The following is a 14,639-nucleotide window of genomic DNA, read 5'->3' on the forward strand; positions in this document are numbered from 1 at the left end:
GTTGGTTTACGTTACAAATTAAACGTTTAAAATTCCTCATTGATTCATGGGAAGCCATTTAAAAAAACAATGGGAACAGGACCTAAACTTGCTAATAACTAAAACAAGTAAACCAGGGGCTTATACCCCCGGAAATGATATCCCTTTTACTCTTCGGTACAAATTCAGGGCATATTTATCAGTCATGCCTGAAATAAAGTCCACCAAAGCACGAAGCAGAGGATAAGGGTTTACTTCCGCTCCCCAACCTTTCAGAGGAAAATCCTCAGGCAACAACCTCAAGATACTTTTGTCTTGGCCAGAAAATTGGTTGGGGTCATAAAACTGGTGGTAGAGTGCTTGGGAAAATACGGAAAGCAAGCCTTCCAAAACCTGAAATCCAGCAGCTTCTTTTTCAAGAACTATTTTGGACCTATAAATTTTCTGAACGGAAACCTCACTGATTCTTTGAAGGGCTTTTGCTGAAGGAATTATATCTGTAAGAGCTTTATCAAAGTTTCCCTTGCACATACTCTCCTCATAATTTGCAAAAACGGCTACGGTTTCTTGGATCAATTCTCCAATTGCCAAAGCCCGCAATGCTCCTAGATTTTGCGCTTGGGTTCTGTTTTTCAGCTTTTCGGCATCAAATTTATCCTTCAGGATAGGCGCCAAAAGGTTTACAGTTTCCTCAAAACTCACCAAACCCATAGTACAGCCATCCTCCAAATCAATGATGCTGTAGCAGATATCATCTGCGGCTTCCACCAAAAAAGCCAGGGGATGTCGAAACCAGCATTCGGGACTTGATTTTTCTATACCTAGGAAAGAGGTCATTTGCTCAAAATCCCCAAGTTGATTGATAAAAAACCCGAATTTCTTCTGACTTCTTCTGGCAATATCACGGTGGGGAATCAGGCTCGGTCTTGGGTATTTGGTGAAAGCCGCCAAAGTCGCATAGGTCAGTTTTAACCCGAATTTTTTGGAAACTAGCATCCGAAAGCCCTGGGCGTTTCCCTCAAAATTGCAGAGATCACCCCACTGTTCCATTCTTACATGGGATTCCCATACTTTTCCCGCCGGATGAAATTTGAAAAAATCCGAAATCGCTTCCTCCCCCGCATGTCCAAAGGGGGGATTTCCAATGTCATGGGTCAGTGCAGCAGCAGCCACAATGCTCCCGATTTCTGAAGGCGATATTTCTGATTTTTGAAGGTTGGGATATTTATCGATCAGGAATTCACCAGCGGCCTTACCCAAAGAACGGCCGACGGAGGAAACCTCCAGGCTATGGGTTAATCTCGTATGCACAAAGGCCTGCTCTGGCAATGGAAAAACCTGGGTCTTATCCTGCAGATTACGGAAAGGAGCCGAAAATATTATTCTATCATAGTCTATTTCAAACTCATTCCTGGCTGTTTGCGTTAAAACATTGCCTGTGGCTAGATCTCCAAATCTTCCTCGGGTGAGGAGTTTTTCCCATTTCATCATGCCCAAAAATAAGAAGCCCGGAATACATTTCCCGGTATTCTTTAAACTTTGAAACTGGCATGACTATTGGTAATTTCAGTGTCCATAAAAATTTAGATTAATATGAAAACTTTAATCAGAACCCTAGTACTAGCCCTTACAGTAGTTTTTGGATTTTCCTGTTCAGAGGATGATTCGATGGACGGAACTTCAGCCCGTGTCAACTTTTATTTAGTGGATGCCCCCGGTGATTACGATGAAGTCTGGGTGGAAGTCCTCGCCGTTGAGGTAAAGATGGATGACCCCAACCAAGAGGATGGAGATCCTGCTTGGATTGAAATCCTCAATGAGAATGAAGACAAAATGCTCAACCTTTTGGATTTGACAGGAAGCAATGCAGCATTGTTGGGTACGGAAGAATTTCCGGAAGGAGAAATTGATCAGTTGCGCCTTGTTCTGGGGACTGAAAATTATGTAATGAAAGATGGTGTTAGATCAGACCTGACTACACCAAGCGCTCAGCAAAGCGGTCTTAAAATCCAATTGGATCAGGAACTGGTAGCCGGAGTTGTTTATGATTTGGTGATTGATTTTGATGTAGCCAAATCTATTGTCAATGCCGGTGCTTCCGGAAATATTATTCTTAAGCCTGTTTTGAGAGCATACTTGACTCAATCTGCTGGTATTTCTGGACAGGTGCTTCCTTTAGAAGCTCAGGACATCCAGATCACAGCTACAGGTAATACCAGTGGAAAAACCTACAATACCTTTGTGGATGAAAATGGAAACTTCAAAATCCAGGGATTGGATGTGGAGACCTACACACTTGAAATCGTTCCGATTGAATCTTATGTTGGACAGACTGTTGAAGATATCGTGGTAGTGAAAGGAGAAATTACAAATTTGGATCCGATCACTTTGGAACTGGTTCCTACTCCTTAATCAAAAGTTAAAATCATTCTTTTGCCCCCAACTAGTAAATCTATTGGGGGCATTTTTTTACCCCATACGTATACTTCATTCATTTTTGAAGAATTGGCCTAAATTTGCTTTGTGAATCGTAGAAATTTTCTTTTAGTTTTCCTTCTGTCCCTCCTTTTTTGGGGAGCCTGTGAAAGTCTGGACAAAGAACCCAAGGCTCTCTTAAACCTGATTTTGGTTGACGCACCTGCACAATATGATTCTGTCTTTGTGGAAATTCTGGGAGTGGATGTTAAAATGATTCGGGAAGGAAGAAGCACGCAGGAAGAAACCTTTATGATACCCTATTCTCTGGGAGATAAACTGATCCGGGTTTCAGATTATGTCGCCGGGGAAGTATTATTGTTGGGAAGGGATCAATTGCCACTAGGAAGAATAACCGAACTGACATTACACTTGGGAACGCGACATTTTCTTTGGCTGGATGAAGAGAGGTATACCATGAGCCTGTCAGATCCATCCCTTGAAGAGATTACGATTCCGTTTTCTCTTGAAATGGCACAAGGTACCTCTTACGATGTGTTTTTGGATTTTGATCTGGAAAAATCCATTGAGGTAGTGAGTGAATCTCCGCTTTCTCTGGAGCTAAATCCGGTGGTCCATGTTTATTCTTCAGAAGGTCTGGTAGAAGTAAGCGGTTCGGTCGGACCTATAGCAAGTGATCCGGCTATCTATGCTAAAAATGGTGTAGAAACTATTTCCACCCATACCAATTCTTCCGGTACATTTTTATTCCGTTTGCCCGAAGGGACTTACACCCTGATTTTTGAGCCAAAAAATGAGCTATACCTTGGTGATACCTTGTGGAATGTGGAGGTCCTAAGTGGAGAACCCATTGTTTTGGATAGAGTCACCTTGAATCTAAAGCCCTAATGAATAAGCATCAGGAATTCATGCGTAGAGCTTTGGAGCTCGCCGAATTGGGAAGAGGGAATGTTAGCCCAAATCCTTTGGTAGGTTGCGTGATTGTCCATGAGGATAGGATTATTGGGGAGGGCTATCATCAAAAATTCGGGGAGGCACACGCGGAGGTAAACGCCATCAATTCGGTAGAGGACCCGAGTTTACTATCTGAATCAACGGTTTATGTGACTTTGGAACCCTGTGCACATTGGGGAAAAACCCCGCCTTGTGCCAATCTTTTGGTAGAAAAGAAAGTCAAAAAAGTTGTCATAGCTGCCCATGATTCCAACCCCTTGGTTGGGGGGAAAGGAATTCAAATTCTTCGTGATGCCGGGATAGAAGTAGAAACTGGGCTTTTGGAGAAAGAGGCAAGAAGTCAAAACTGCCGCTTTTTTACTCAGATTGAAAAGAAAAGGCCTTATGTCATTTTGAAATGGGCTCAAACTGCAGATGGGTTTGTGGCCAGAGAGGACTTTTCCTCGAAGTGGATCAGCAATTCCCTAAGCAGGCAATTGGTCCATAAATGGAGAGCGGAAGAGGATGCAATTTTGGTCGGGAAAAATACTGCTCAATTTGATAATCCTTCCCTCAATGTACGGGATTGGGTAGGCAATAACCCATTGCGATTGGTGATCGATAGCAGGTTGGAGCTTTCTTCCGACCTAAAGCTTTTCGACAAATCCATCCCAACTATTTGTTACAATACCCAGAAATACGAGAAGTCCGAAAATCTGGAATTCGTAAAGCTAAAGCGTGGCTTTCAAATTCATGATTTATTGGAGGACTTGAATCAGAGGAAAGTGCAGAGCCTTATAGTGGAAGGAGGCAGTTTTCTGCTCAATAAATTCATAGAATCCGAACTCTGGGACGAGGCGCGGGTGTTTACCAGCCAAAATAAGTTCGGCAAGGGAATTTCTTCACCGCTTCTTTCTCTTCCACCATCAGATATAATTTCAGTTCAAGACAACCTACTTTCCGTTTATTACCATGTCTGAAAATCTTTTTATCCCGGAATCCGCAAGCAAAGCTGAAAAGTATGAAGCTTTGATTCCTCAGATCGAAGCTTTGATTACCGGGGAACCTGATCTATATGCCAACCTTGCCAACCTTGCGGCAGCCTTGAAGCAAGCCTTTGATTTTTTCTGGGTGGGCTTTTATTTGGTAAAAGACGAGCAATTGGTGCTGGGGCCTTTCCAAGGTCCGATTGCATGTACCCGAATTGCCTTCGGGAAAGGTGTATGTGGAACTGCCTGGAAGGAAGCAAAAACCCAATTGGTTCCTGATGTGGATGCTTTTCCGGGGCATATTGCCTGCAGTTCCGCTTCCCGCTCGGAGATAGTAGTTCCGGTTTTCAAGGATGAAAAAGTAGCAATGGTTCTGGATGTGGACAGCGATCAACTGGATGATTTTGACAGTACTGATCAGCGCTTTTTGGAAGAGTTGATGCAGATTTTGGAAAAAACCCTTTGATTTAGCTCGTCTTTTCTCCTATCCAAATTTCCTCCGGGGATTTAAATTCGGTGATTCCCTCAGGTACTTCGATTTGGGTGATATATGTAATGGGAAGAATGAGCGTTCCGTTTTCGTTGCTGATTTCCACAGGAAGTCCTTCCCTTGCAAAAATCTCCAGAGTGGATTCAGGAAACCATTTTTTGAAGGAACCTGAAACGGGATAATATTTCCAGTCCCCTTTCAGAATAGTCAAGTCCATACCTTCTGAAAATTCTTTCAATTCAAGTGCTCTGTAATGTGGAAATCCCACTAAATGTGCCGCTTGGTGTTGGGTTGTCCTCAAATAAAGTAAGGAATCCTTTAGCATATTCTTCGGTGTAGAGGTGTAAAATCGAACAGGATATTGCTCCTCTAATAAATTCAGATTCTCCTTTTGGAATTGTTCTGTGGCCAGGATCACATCGATTTTGATTCCCCAACTCAGGACTTGTTCCAAGCAGCTTTCCCAAACCAAAACTGTGGGAACCCATTCCAATAAGGGGGATACTTGATCAAAGCTCATTTGAGAAGTGTCCAGAAATAGGACTGCGGGTTCCTGTTGCTCTTTTACAAAATGGTGGGAAGACATCAGTTCAGAAGTTTTTGGTAAAAAGAAGCAGCGTTTTCAAAAGAGAGTTTCCTGAGTTGCGTTTCAGTAAGATGGCCTTTTAGTTGGTCCAATAGGGAAGGATATTTTCCTGCGTTTTCTGCCAGTGGAAAATAAAATGGATGCCGGCTTTTATCCGGAAAATCCTTGGTATAGAAGAAATCAGCGCCAAAGCACTGGCTATTTTCCCCACCAATTTCAAATCCGTGCAAAATATGCTCGAATAGTCTTTCCGGAACTTCATTGTCCAAAAAGGCTCTTAGGAAATTAACTCCGATTATCCCCTCTCTTCTGATGATTTCCTTTGCAAATTCATCCGAGAGGTTTCTTTTGTGATTCCAAATGGAGCGGTAGTTGGAATGACTGGCGATTACGGGAATATCCAAATTATGCTGATCTATATGATTGAGGATCCCTTCTGCCAGCAAGTCCGAAGTATGGGAAAGATCTATGGGGATTCTTTTTCCATCCATATGGTTGAGTAGCTTTTTTCCATCCTCTTTCAGACCAATTCCTTCTGTATAATTTCCTCCTCCAAATCTGTTTTCGGTATGATGTGTCAAGCTGATATAGGCGAGTGTTCCCACTTTTTCCAAGATCAGATCAAATTGTTGGTAGATTTCTGGCCATGTTGCAGTTTCATTTCCAAGGCCTGCGGCATTTTCTATAGCGGCTAAAATCGAAATTCTGTTTTCATTTATTTGATCAGGGGAAATGGCAGACTCTGGGCCTTGAAGAAACTCGGAGTGTTTTTTGGGGAGTTCCGAAAAAATCTGGGCTTGAATGGCAGCCTGAGTCATGGAGTTTGGATCGACATTGGTATATATGGCACAAATTTGGGTTTTCACATGTCCTTCCTGAAGATAAGGGATGGCGCATGGAATCTCTTTTTTGTCAAAGAGGTTTGCTTCCGGAATTGTTGAAAGGTAGGAAAGAAGGTCACAGTGTAGATCGAAAACAGGAAATGACATGATAGGGGGCTTTTTAAGCAAAGTAAACCAAAAATGCCCTTGTTTTTTAATACTTTTAGGCCGGATTCCTGCTAAATACAGGATTGTTTAAAAAATAATTTTCACCCGAAAATTTTCACCACTATGGCACTGACCCCTCCTTTCAATTTCAAAAAATGGATTGATGATAACCGTCACCTGCTCAAACCACCAGTGGGCAACCAACAGGTTTTCAAAGGGAATGATGATTTTATTATCATGGTTGTAGGTGGACCGAATTCAAGAAAAGATTACCATTACGAGGAAGGGGAAGAGTTTTTCTATCAATTGGAAGGGGATATTGTGTTGAAAGTTATCGATGAAGGAGTCCCAAAAGATATTCCTATCCGAGAGGGTGAGATTTTCCTTTTACCCCCCAAAGTACCGCACTCCCCAAGGCGTCCTGCCAACACTGTTGGCTTGGTAGTGGAGCGCTACAGAAGACCAGGGGAAAAAGACGGATTTATCTGGCATTGTGAAAACTGCGGTCACCTTCTATACGAGGAATATGTGGAACTGACGGATATAGTCAACCAACTTCCGCCTATCATGGATCGGTTTTGGAACAATCCAGAACATACAACTTGCAAAAACTGCGGTACCGTAATGGAGAAATAACCGCATTAGATAAACGGTTTTTAGATTAGAAAAGCGGAAATGAACCCATACAAATTTGAATTTTCAGAGGCTTTTGCAATGGAAATGGATGCAAAGGACTCCTTAGCACATTTTCGAAACGAATTCCTTTTTCCAAAAGTAGACGGGCAGGAAGCACTTTATTTCTGCGGAAACTCACTGGGTCTTCAGCCCAAGTCTGTCCGTGAATACTTAAACAAAGAATTGGAAAACTGGGCAGACCTAGCCGTTGATGGTCATTTTCATGGAGAAGATGCCTGGTATTATGCCCGTAAAAAATCCAAACCGGCATTGGCAGAAATTGTCGGTGCCCATGAGCACGAGGTAGTTGCGATGAACAATCTGAGTGTGAATTTGCACCTGCTGATGGTTTCTTTCTACAGGCCCACTCCCCAAAGGTTCAAAATCATTGTGGAAGCAGGAGCCTTTCCTTCTGATCAGTATATGTTGGAAACTCAGGTTAAATTTCATGGGTTAAATCCTGAGGAAGTTATCGTAGAATTGAAGCCTAGACCAGGAGAGCATATCCTACGTACGGAGGATATTTTGGCGGAAATAAAGAAACAGGGCGATTGTCTTGCGATGGTGAATATGGCAGGACTTCAATACTATACGGGTCAGCTTTTTGACATGAAATCCATCACAGAGGCGGCACATGAAGTAGGGGCTATGGCTGGATTTGACCTGGCTCATGCGGTGGGAAATGCCCCTTTGAGTCTTCATGATTGGGGAGTGGATTTTGCCACTTGGTGCAGCTATAAGTATTTGAATTCCGGACCGGGTAATATTTCGGGCATCTTTGTGCATGAAAAGTATGCCGAACGACCTGATCTGCCTCGTTTTGCAGGCTGGTGGGGTCATGATGAAGGACAACGCTTCCTGATGGAAAAGGGCTTCATACCCATGTATGGGGCAGACGGTTGGCAATTGGCCAATTCGGATGTATTGGGTTTGGCTGCCCATCAGGCTTCCCTAGATATTTTTCAGAGAGCGGGAATGAAAAACCTAAGGGCAAAAAGTGAAAAGCTGACGGCTTATCTGGAATATTTAATTCGTGAAATCAGCGGAAAATCAGGGGTTTTGGAAATTATTACCCCTGAAAATCCAGAAGAAAGAGGCTGTCAGCTATCTTTGCACATCCATCGGGGAGGCAAGGAGGTCTTCGATGAATGGTATAGTCATGGTGTAGTGGGGGATTGGAGAAACCCAAATGTTATTCGTCTGGCACCTACTCCCTTGTACAACAGTTATTTGGATGTGTTTCGATTCGGCAAGATTTTGGAACAATCCCTCAAAAAATTCGCTTAAATAAAGCGTGGATAAACCAATCCAAATGAAAAACAATGAAATCACCATCTTGGGAGCCGGATTGATAGGTTCGCTGATGGCTATATATCTCAAGCGCCAGGGTCTTGAAGTATCCATTTACGACAAACGTCCCGATAAAAGAAAGACTCCCTATTACGAGGGTGGGCGATCTATTAACATGGCGCTGAGCCACAGAGGTTGGAAAAGTCTGGAGCAGGTTGGTTTGAAAGACAAAGTATTGCCTTTGGCTATTCCTATGTATGGACGAAAGGTTCACGATGAACATGGAGGAACCAATTTTATCCCTTACGGAAAAGAGGGGGAGGCCATTTATTCGATTTCTAGAGGGAAGTTTAATCAGATGCTTGCCGAAGAGGCGGAGAGGCTGGGAGCTAAATTGAGTTTTGAGCACAAAGCTCTGGATGTGGATTTCCAAAATCAGGAAATCACTTTTGAAACCCCGGAAGGAACTTTGAAAAAAATTGCACCGGTGATCATCGGAGCGGATGGGGCCTACTCTTCTCTCAGAATGGCGATGCAAAAGCAAATCCGGTTCAACTATAAGCAGGAATACATTTCCCATGGGTATAAGGAACTGACTATTCCTGCAACTGCTGATGGGGAGTTTGCCATGGACCCCAATGCGCTACATATCTGGCCACGGGGAAAATTCATGCTGATTGCACTTCCAAACCCTGATAAATCCTTCACCTGTACTCTCTTTTTACCATTTGAGGGATCTAAGGTCTGCTTTGAGAAGATCAATGATGAAGGAGATTTGGAAAGTGTATTCAAAAATTACTTTGACGATGCTTACCAGTTGATGCCGGATTTGAAGACTGAGTATTTCAAAAACCCAACAGCGGCACTGATCAACATCGAATGCTATCCATGGGTACAGGGACAGAGTCTTCTTTTGGGAGATGCTTCCCACGCTATGGTACCATTTTATGGACAGGGTATGAACTGCGGATTTGAGGATTGTAATATCCTGAATGCGTTGATTGATAAATACGGGCATAACTCCTGGGATTTGGTTTTTGAAAAATTCCAGAAGAAAAGAAAGCCGGATACAGATGCTATTTGCCAGTTGGCGATGGAAAATTTCATCGAAATGCGTGACTCGGTTGCTGATCCTAAGTTTTTGCTTCGCAAAAAGATTGAGGCCAAACTCTATGAGTTGTACCCCAACGACTGGATTCCTTTATATTCAATGGTGACCTTTTCGGATATGGGATATGCTGAGGCCTATGCTCAAGGTAAGCTTCAAGAAGCGATGATGGACAAAGTGATGGCCGACCCGCTGATTACTGAAAACTGGAATAAATTGGACTACGAAGACATTATTAATAAAATGGAAACTGCGAAAGCAGTATAAATCATATTTCTTATTCTATGCAAAAGCCTGATTTTAACATTGAGGAAGTAAACAAAATCATTCGGGGTCGTCGATCCATGTTTGTCGCCCAGTTTAAGGAAAACGATCCAGTGGACGATTCCATCATCGAGGAAATGCTGGAAAATGCCAATTGGGCGCCAACCCATAAATTAACCCAGCCTTGGAGATTTATCGTGTATACGGGTGATGGCTTAAAGAAATTTGCGGATTATCAGGCTGAGCTATACAAGCAAAGAGCCGAGAAAAACGGAACTCCTTTTGCAGAGGCAGCTTATCAGAGGTTTAAGGAAAATCCATTGAAGGCTTCTCATGTAATTGCGATCCTAATGAAGCGTACCGAAGGTTCCGGTATCCCTGTGATGGAAGAAATCGCAGCTGTTTCCATGGCAGTTCAGAACATGTATCTGACAGCTTCTGCTCATGGTCTGGCGGCTTATTGGGGAACAGGTGGACCAACTTTCTGGCCGGAAGCAAGAGAGGATTTTGGTCTTGAAGGAGAGGATATGTTGATGGGCTTTTTCTACGTGGCAAAGCCGGCCACAGATACATGGCCAGTTGGAAAACGTGAACCAATTGCCGACAAAGTCGGATGGATAAGAGAATAAATAATGAAATAGGCCGGTTTAACCGGCCTATTTTATTTAGAATCCCACAAAAGCAGGAGGTTCAACTCCATTGGCCCGCAAATAGGCAATGGCAGCACCTCTGTGGTGTGTGCTATGGTCCATTAGCAAAGCCATAACCTGTCTTCTAGATACCTCGAAGCCAAAGACATTTTGTACAACTCCGGCTTGCTCTGGAGATAGGGCTTTCATAGTCGCGGTAGCGTAGTCATAGCTTTTTGCCACATAATCCGCCAACTCTTCCCGAGTAGCTGTTTTTAAATCAATAGAAAATCCAGGTTCTGCCCCCAAAAGGAACCCCTGGGAAATTCCAACCATGGAAGAAGCAATGTGATGGATTTGCTCCTTGAAAGACATGGCAGATGGGTCGGTTTTGTAATCCATGCCGGAATCTGGCATCTTGTTGAGCACGTCGATCGTAAATTGCTTGCCGTTGTTCCATTTGGTCAAAAACTCATCCATGGTGGTTTGAGCCGATAGTCCTGAAAAAATCAGCATAAGCAATCCTGCTAAAAAGCTGATTCTTAACTTGTTTTTGATCTTATTCATATGCGTTTTGCCTTGGTTAGTTCGTTAAATTTCAATTATTCCCACCTGAAATCAAATTGATGAAGTAATTTTGAACCATGAGAAAACGATTTTTTCTTGCGCTTATGGGTTTCGGCCTTCTTGCCTGTGACACCAACTACCTCCCCAAACCTCCCGGATATAACCGAATAGATTTACCGGAACATTCCTTTCAGATCCTGAATGGAGATTATCCCTATGAATTGGCTTATTCGGAATATAGCATGGTAGAACCGGATTCTTTTAACCTTCAGGAGAAATCCTGGATTAACCTAAACTATAAGGATTTTGGGGCAAAAGTTCATTTGACCTATAAGGCCATCGATGAGAAAAATTCGGATTTCAAATCCCTGTCAACGGATGCCTTCAAACTCACGGCAAAGCATCAGATCAAAGCATATGGAATTCAGGAATCTGTTTTGGTCACTCCAAACGGTTATACGGGTGTGGTGGCGGAACTTAGCGGGGAGGTTCCAACCCAGTTTCAGTTTTTTGTGACCGACTCAGTCCATCACTTTCTCAGAGGAGCTCTGTATTTCAACACTGCGATGAAAAATGATTCTTTGGCTCCGGTCATAGAGTACATCAAGGTGGACATGGCCCACCTGATGAACTCCGTTAAGTTTCAGAATTAATTAAGTTTTTTCCAGGATTTGTAGATGATTACGCCCCCGATTATGGCGACAATCGAGGCAATACTTCCGCCTGTAGCATTTCCGTAAATCCAGAATCCGGTAGCAAATAGTGCAGCATAGACCATAATAGATCCGACCAACATCAGTCCGATTTCTTTTGGAAGCTGTCCTACAGTTTGTTTTTCGGCAGGATATCGGTCCAGAACTTTTTTCCAACCGAATGCTGCAGGATGGACTTTTCTGTAAAAGCTCAATAATACTTCATCCTTTTCGGGTTGGGTTAGGAAAGTAACCAGAAGCCAACCTATGGTGGTGATAGTTACACTGTAAATCAACTTAAGGTAAGCTTGGTTTTCTGGGATCAGAATCCAGTTGACTTTTGGATTGATAACCTCAAAGAATATGGCAACCACAAAGGATATGGCCATTGCCGAAATTTCGGTAAAGGCATTAATTCTCCACCAAAACCATCTTAAAATAAAAATCAAACCGGTACCTGCTCCGATCTGGAGCAATATATTAAAGGCATCCAACGCAGAAGAAAGTGCCAAAGCTAGGAATGCTGAAAGAACCATCAGGCCTACTGTAGAAATTCTTCCCACAGCTACCAATTCCTTATCAGAAGCCTCTGGCTTGACAAACCTCAGATAGAAATCATTTACGATGTAGGAAGAGCCCCAATTGAGGTGGGTGGAAAGGGTAGACATGACCGCTGCAATCAGGGAGGCCAAGACAATTCCGATCAGACCTGTTGGCAGATAAGTAAGCATGGCAGAATAAGCCAAATCATCCCCAAGTTTATCGGCAGGGATATTCGGGAAGGCTGCCTGCATGTCAGAAATATTCGGGAAGATGACCAGCGAAGAAAGCGCAATCAGAATCCATGGCCAAGGACGCATGGCGTAGTGTGCAATATTGAAAAACAAGGTAGCTCCAACTGCATTTTTTTCATCTTTGGCTGAGAGCATTCTCTGGGCAATGTATCCACCACCTCCTGGCTCAGCACCGGGGTACCATGTCGCCCACCACTGTATAGCGATAGGGAGAATAAACAATGGGATATAGACATTTGGATCGGTGAAATCAGGAACGAAATCCAATTTGTTGGCTACATTTTCATGGGCCAAAAGATTGTTCAATGAACCGATTTCAGGCAAATCAAGAATGAAATAAGCAGCTCCAAAAGAGCCGATCATGGCAATGAAAAACTGGAAAAAGTCCGTCAACAATACTCCTTTAAGACCTCCCAAGGAACTATAGATCACAGTAACTACGGAAGCCATTAGCAAAGTTTGGATAGGGCTCAAACCCAACATCACCCCTCCAATTTTGATGGCAGCAAGGGAAACAGTCGCCATGATGACCACATTGAAGAAAACACCTAAATAGAGTGCCCGGAAAGCTCTTAGAAAAGCTGCTCCCTTACCGGAATAGCGAAGCTCGTAAAATTCCAGGTCGGTGGTCACTTCAGATCTTCTCCAAAGTTTGGCGTACACGAAAACGGTAAGCATACCTGTCAGCAAAAATGCCCACCAGGCCCAGTTACCAGCCACACCGTTTTTTCTGACGATGTCCGTCACCAAGTTTGGAGTATCTGCCGAGAAAGTGGTTGCTACCATGGATACACCCAGGAGCCACCAGGGCATATTTCTTCCGGATAGGAAAAACTCTTTGGCTGAACTACCTGCTTTTTTGGAGGTAAATAGACCTATTAATAAGGAAATCACGAAAAAGGCTCCGATGATGGCCCAATCGATGGCGGTTACATTCATGGATGTTGGGTTTAATTATTGCGGACAATTAACAAAAAATTTACTTAAATGTTTTTTAACTTTTTTAATAAAATATAAAAACAACCAAAATAGCCTCGTTTCTTTGTGATGAAAGTGAAAAGGAGGCATTCGGAGCAATCCAAAAATTGTGGACAATAGCTAGTTTCGCAAAATGAAACAAAATCTGATTCAAGCGATTTCTGAAAAATATAAGTTGGGACCTGCAGATTCTTTGCAGATCAGCCCTCTGGGTGAAGGCCTGATTCATCAGACTTTTTTGGTTTCAGACGGAAATCAGGATTGGGTATTGCAGGGATTTAATAACTCTGTTTTCAAATTTCCGGATCGGATTTCCAATAACCTTGGCTTGCTCAGCAAATACATTTTGTCACATCCCCTCCCTTTTTCCCTTCCTCTTCCAATGGAAACTATGGAAGGCGACAATCTGCTGGAGGTAGAAGGAAAACTATATAGGTTGTTTGAGTTTGTAAAAGGGCAGACTATTCAACAGATTTCAAAAATAGAGCAGGCTTTTTTGGCTGCGGAGGCCTATGGGGTCTTTGCCGATTGGGCAAAAAATGTTTCTATTGAAAATTTTCAGGAAAGCATTCCCAATTTCCACCGCTTGGATCTGCGTTATGACCGCCTTGTGGAGGTAGCTGCACAGAAAAGCGGTCAAAGTGCTGAAGAGGAAGAGATTCTGCAGTTTTACATCGGCCAAAAGCCTCTGATCAAGGCCTACATTTCTTTAATTGAAAAAATCCCCTCACGCTTGACCCACAATGACACCAAAATCAATAACCTGATTTTTTCCGGGGATTTGACAAAGGTGGAGGCGGTCATTGATCTTGATACCCTGATGCCGGGATATCTGATGTACGATTTTGGGGATTTGGTCAGGACCGTTGCCTGTTCTCTTCCCGAGACTTCTACTCAGTGGGATCAGATACGACTTCAGGTTCCCGTTTTTGAGGCCTTGCTGAAAGGATATTGGAAGGGTATTAAATCCATGGCGACTCCTGAGGAAATCAATTCCCTCCTGCTTGCCGGAGAGATCATGACCTGTATTATGGGCCTTCGGTTTTTTACAGATCATATAGAGGGAAATGTGTATTACCGTGTGGCCTATCCGGAGCAGAACTTTCACCGAGCCAAGAACCAAATGATTTTTCTCAAAGACCAGCAATCCAAGCGGACTGAATTGGGGGAAATCTTACATTCCCTGACTCGGGTTGTCTAATGGATTCAAACATTATCCTGAATTTTATTGTCAATTGAT

The 14,639-nt window shown here is 43.1% G+C and carries 15 protein-coding genes; 10 read left to right on the forward strand and 5 right to left on the reverse strand.

What is annotated here, in order from left to right; translation table 11 throughout:
* Nucleotides 1-120: 120 nt before the first annotated feature.
* On the reverse strand, nucleotides 121-1,467 hold the full coding sequence (gene dgt / locus P2G54_RS01030; protein ID WP_275868427.1) for a dGTP triphosphohydrolase: 1,347 nt from the start codon (nucleotides 1,465-1,467) through the stop codon (nucleotides 121-123).
* Nucleotides 1,468-1,572: 105 nt separating this feature from the next.
* Here dgt and P2G54_RS01035 point away from each other — a divergent pair, with 105 nt between their 5' ends.
* From P2G54_RS01035 to P2G54_RS01050, 4 genes are all read left to right on the forward strand, one after another.
* Nucleotides 1,573-2,391 carry a DUF4382 domain-containing protein gene (locus P2G54_RS01035; protein WP_275867328.1) on the forward strand — a complete coding sequence of 273 codons (819 nt, stop codon included), beginning with the start codon at nucleotides 1,573-1,575 and terminating at the stop codon, nucleotides 2,389-2,391.
* 111 nt (nucleotides 2,392-2,502) lie between these two features.
* Entirely contained in the window at nucleotides 2,503-3,303 is an 801-nt protein-coding gene (locus tag P2G54_RS01040) for a DUF4382 domain-containing protein (protein ID WP_275867330.1), read from the forward strand.
* Nucleotides 3,303-4,328, forward strand: coding sequence for a bifunctional diaminohydroxyphosphoribosylaminopyrimidine deaminase/5-amino-6-(5-phosphoribosylamino)uracil reductase RibD (gene ribD, locus P2G54_RS01045; RefSeq protein ID WP_275867333.1), 1,026 nt, complete (start codon nucleotides 3,303-3,305; stop codon nucleotides 4,326-4,328). Before P2G54_RS01040 ends, ribD begins: the two co-directional genes overlap by 1 nt.
* Complete coding sequence (locus tag P2G54_RS01050) at nucleotides 4,321-4,803, forward strand: GAF domain-containing protein (protein WP_275867335.1); 483 nt, start codon at nucleotides 4,321-4,323, stop codon at nucleotides 4,801-4,803. Before ribD ends, P2G54_RS01050 begins: the two co-directional genes overlap by 8 nt.
* Nucleotide 4,804: 1 nt before the next feature.
* Here the strand turns inward: P2G54_RS01050 and P2G54_RS01055 are convergent, their stop codons facing one another.
* Together P2G54_RS01055 and P2G54_RS01060 are read right to left on the reverse strand one after the other, a co-directional pair.
* Nucleotides 4,805-5,413: a thiamine pyrophosphokinase gene (locus tag P2G54_RS01055; protein WP_275867337.1), complete on the reverse strand. Its 609-nt coding sequence runs from the start codon at nucleotides 5,411-5,413 to the stop codon at nucleotides 4,805-4,807.
* Complete coding sequence (locus P2G54_RS01060; RefSeq protein WP_275867339.1) at nucleotides 5,413-6,402, reverse strand: membrane dipeptidase; 990 nt, start codon at nucleotides 6,400-6,402, stop codon at nucleotides 5,413-5,415. Before P2G54_RS01060 ends, P2G54_RS01055 begins: the two co-directional genes overlap by 1 nt.
* Before the next feature lie 123 nt (nucleotides 6,403-6,525).
* On the opposite strand from P2G54_RS01060, the gene P2G54_RS01065 reads away from it, so the two are divergent.
* Genes P2G54_RS01065 through P2G54_RS01080 form a run of 4 tightly spaced genes read left to right on the forward strand, consistent with a single transcriptional unit; the run spans nucleotide 6,526 to nucleotide 10,368 of the window.
* The gene (locus tag P2G54_RS01065) at nucleotides 6,526-7,038 is read left to right on the forward strand and encodes a 3-hydroxyanthranilate 3,4-dioxygenase (RefSeq protein ID WP_275867342.1); all 513 of its coding nucleotides are present in this window, start codon (nucleotides 6,526-6,528) and stop codon (nucleotides 7,036-7,038) included.
* A gap of 39 nt (nucleotides 7,039-7,077) precedes the next feature.
* Entirely contained in the window at nucleotides 7,078-8,364 is a 1,287-nt protein-coding gene (gene kynU / locus P2G54_RS01070) for a kynureninase (RefSeq protein ID WP_275867345.1), read from the forward strand.
* A 25-nt stretch (nucleotides 8,365-8,389) separates the two neighbouring features.
* A complete protein-coding gene (locus tag P2G54_RS01075; RefSeq protein ID WP_275867347.1) occupies nucleotides 8,390-9,742 on the forward strand; it encodes an NAD(P)/FAD-dependent oxidoreductase in 1,353 nt (450 codons plus the stop codon).
* Nucleotides 9,743-9,759: 17 nt separating this feature from the next.
* Nucleotides 9,760-10,368, forward strand: coding sequence for a nitroreductase (locus P2G54_RS01080; RefSeq protein ID WP_275867349.1), 609 nt, complete (start codon nucleotides 9,760-9,762; stop codon nucleotides 10,366-10,368).
* Nucleotides 10,369-10,404: 36 nt separating this feature from the next.
* Here P2G54_RS01080 and P2G54_RS01085 read toward each other — a convergent pair whose 3' ends face one another.
* Nucleotides 10,405-10,935 carry a DinB family protein gene (locus P2G54_RS01085; protein WP_275867351.1) on the reverse strand — a complete coding sequence of 177 codons (531 nt, stop codon included), beginning with the start codon at nucleotides 10,933-10,935 and terminating at the stop codon, nucleotides 10,405-10,407.
* Between the two features lie 77 nt (nucleotides 10,936-11,012).
* Here P2G54_RS01085 and P2G54_RS01090 point away from each other — a divergent pair, with 77 nt between their 5' ends.
* Nucleotides 11,013-11,588 carry a gliding motility lipoprotein GldD gene (locus tag P2G54_RS01090; protein ID WP_275867353.1) on the forward strand — a complete coding sequence of 192 codons (576 nt, stop codon included), beginning with the start codon at nucleotides 11,013-11,015 and terminating at the stop codon, nucleotides 11,586-11,588.
* On the opposite strand, the gene P2G54_RS01095 is transcribed toward P2G54_RS01090, so the two are convergent.
* Nucleotides 11,585-13,360: a sodium:solute symporter family protein gene (locus P2G54_RS01095; protein ID WP_275867355.1), complete on the reverse strand. Its 1,776-nt coding sequence runs from the start codon at nucleotides 13,358-13,360 to the stop codon at nucleotides 11,585-11,587. The two genes, P2G54_RS01090 and P2G54_RS01095, sit on opposite strands and share 4 nt — an antisense overlap.
* Before the next feature lie 172 nt (nucleotides 13,361-13,532).
* On the opposite strand from P2G54_RS01095, the gene P2G54_RS01100 reads away from it, so the two are divergent.
* Nucleotides 13,533-14,600, forward strand: a complete 1,068-nt coding sequence (locus P2G54_RS01100) for an aminoglycoside phosphotransferase family protein (RefSeq protein ID WP_275867357.1) — start codon at nucleotides 13,533-13,535, stop codon at nucleotides 14,598-14,600.
* The last annotated feature ends 39 nt before the right edge of the window (nucleotides 14,601-14,639 follow it).

The organism is Algoriphagus sp. CAU 1675, assembly GCF_029222925.1.
Classification (GTDB): Bacteria; Bacteroidota; Bacteroidia; order Cytophagales; family Cyclobacteriaceae; genus Algoriphagus.

What these genes read in the sequence shown, in the direction of transcription:
- P2G54_RS01060 (WP_275867339.1), bottom strand. Translation starts at nt 6,402, where the DNA reads ATGTCATTTCCTGTTTTCGATCTACACTGTGACCTTCTTTCCTACCTT.
- P2G54_RS01035 (WP_275867328.1), top strand. Translation starts at nt 1,573, where the DNA reads ATGAAAACTTTAATCAGAACCCTAGTACTAGCCCTTACAGTAGTTTTT.
- ribD (WP_275867333.1), top strand. Translation starts at nt 3,303, where the DNA reads ATGAATAAGCATCAGGAATTCATGCGTAGAGCTTTGGAGCTCGCCGAA.
- kynU (WP_275867345.1), top strand. Translation starts at nt 7,078, where the DNA reads ATGAACCCATACAAATTTGAATTTTCAGAGGCTTTTGCAATGGAAATG.
- P2G54_RS01095 (WP_275867355.1), bottom strand. Translation starts at nt 13,360, where the DNA reads ATGAATGTAACCGCCATCGATTGGGCCATCATCGGAGCCTTTTTCGTG.
- P2G54_RS01075 (WP_275867347.1), top strand. Translation starts at nt 8,390, where the DNA reads ATGAAAAACAATGAAATCACCATCTTGGGAGCCGGATTGATAGGTTCG.
- P2G54_RS01100 (WP_275867357.1), top strand. Translation starts at nt 13,533, where the DNA reads ATGAAACAAAATCTGATTCAAGCGATTTCTGAAAAATATAAGTTGGGA.
- P2G54_RS01065 (WP_275867342.1), top strand. Translation starts at nt 6,526, where the DNA reads ATGGCACTGACCCCTCCTTTCAATTTCAAAAAATGGATTGATGATAAC.
- P2G54_RS01050 (WP_275867335.1), top strand. Translation starts at nt 4,321, where the DNA reads ATGTCTGAAAATCTTTTTATCCCGGAATCCGCAAGCAAAGCTGAAAAG.
- P2G54_RS01055 (WP_275867337.1), bottom strand. Translation starts at nt 5,413, where the DNA reads ATGTCTTCCCACCATTTTGTAAAAGAGCAACAGGAACCCGCAGTCCTA.
- P2G54_RS01085 (WP_275867351.1), bottom strand. Translation starts at nt 10,935, where the DNA reads ATGAATAAGATCAAAAACAAGTTAAGAATCAGCTTTTTAGCAGGATTG.
- P2G54_RS01080 (WP_275867349.1), top strand. Translation starts at nt 9,760, where the DNA reads ATGCAAAAGCCTGATTTTAACATTGAGGAAGTAAACAAAATCATTCGG.
- P2G54_RS01090 (WP_275867353.1), top strand. Translation starts at nt 11,013, where the DNA reads ATGAGAAAACGATTTTTTCTTGCGCTTATGGGTTTCGGCCTTCTTGCC.
- dgt (WP_275868427.1), bottom strand. Translation starts at nt 1,467, where the DNA reads ATGAAATGGGAAAAACTCCTCACCCGAGGAAGATTTGGAGATCTAGCC.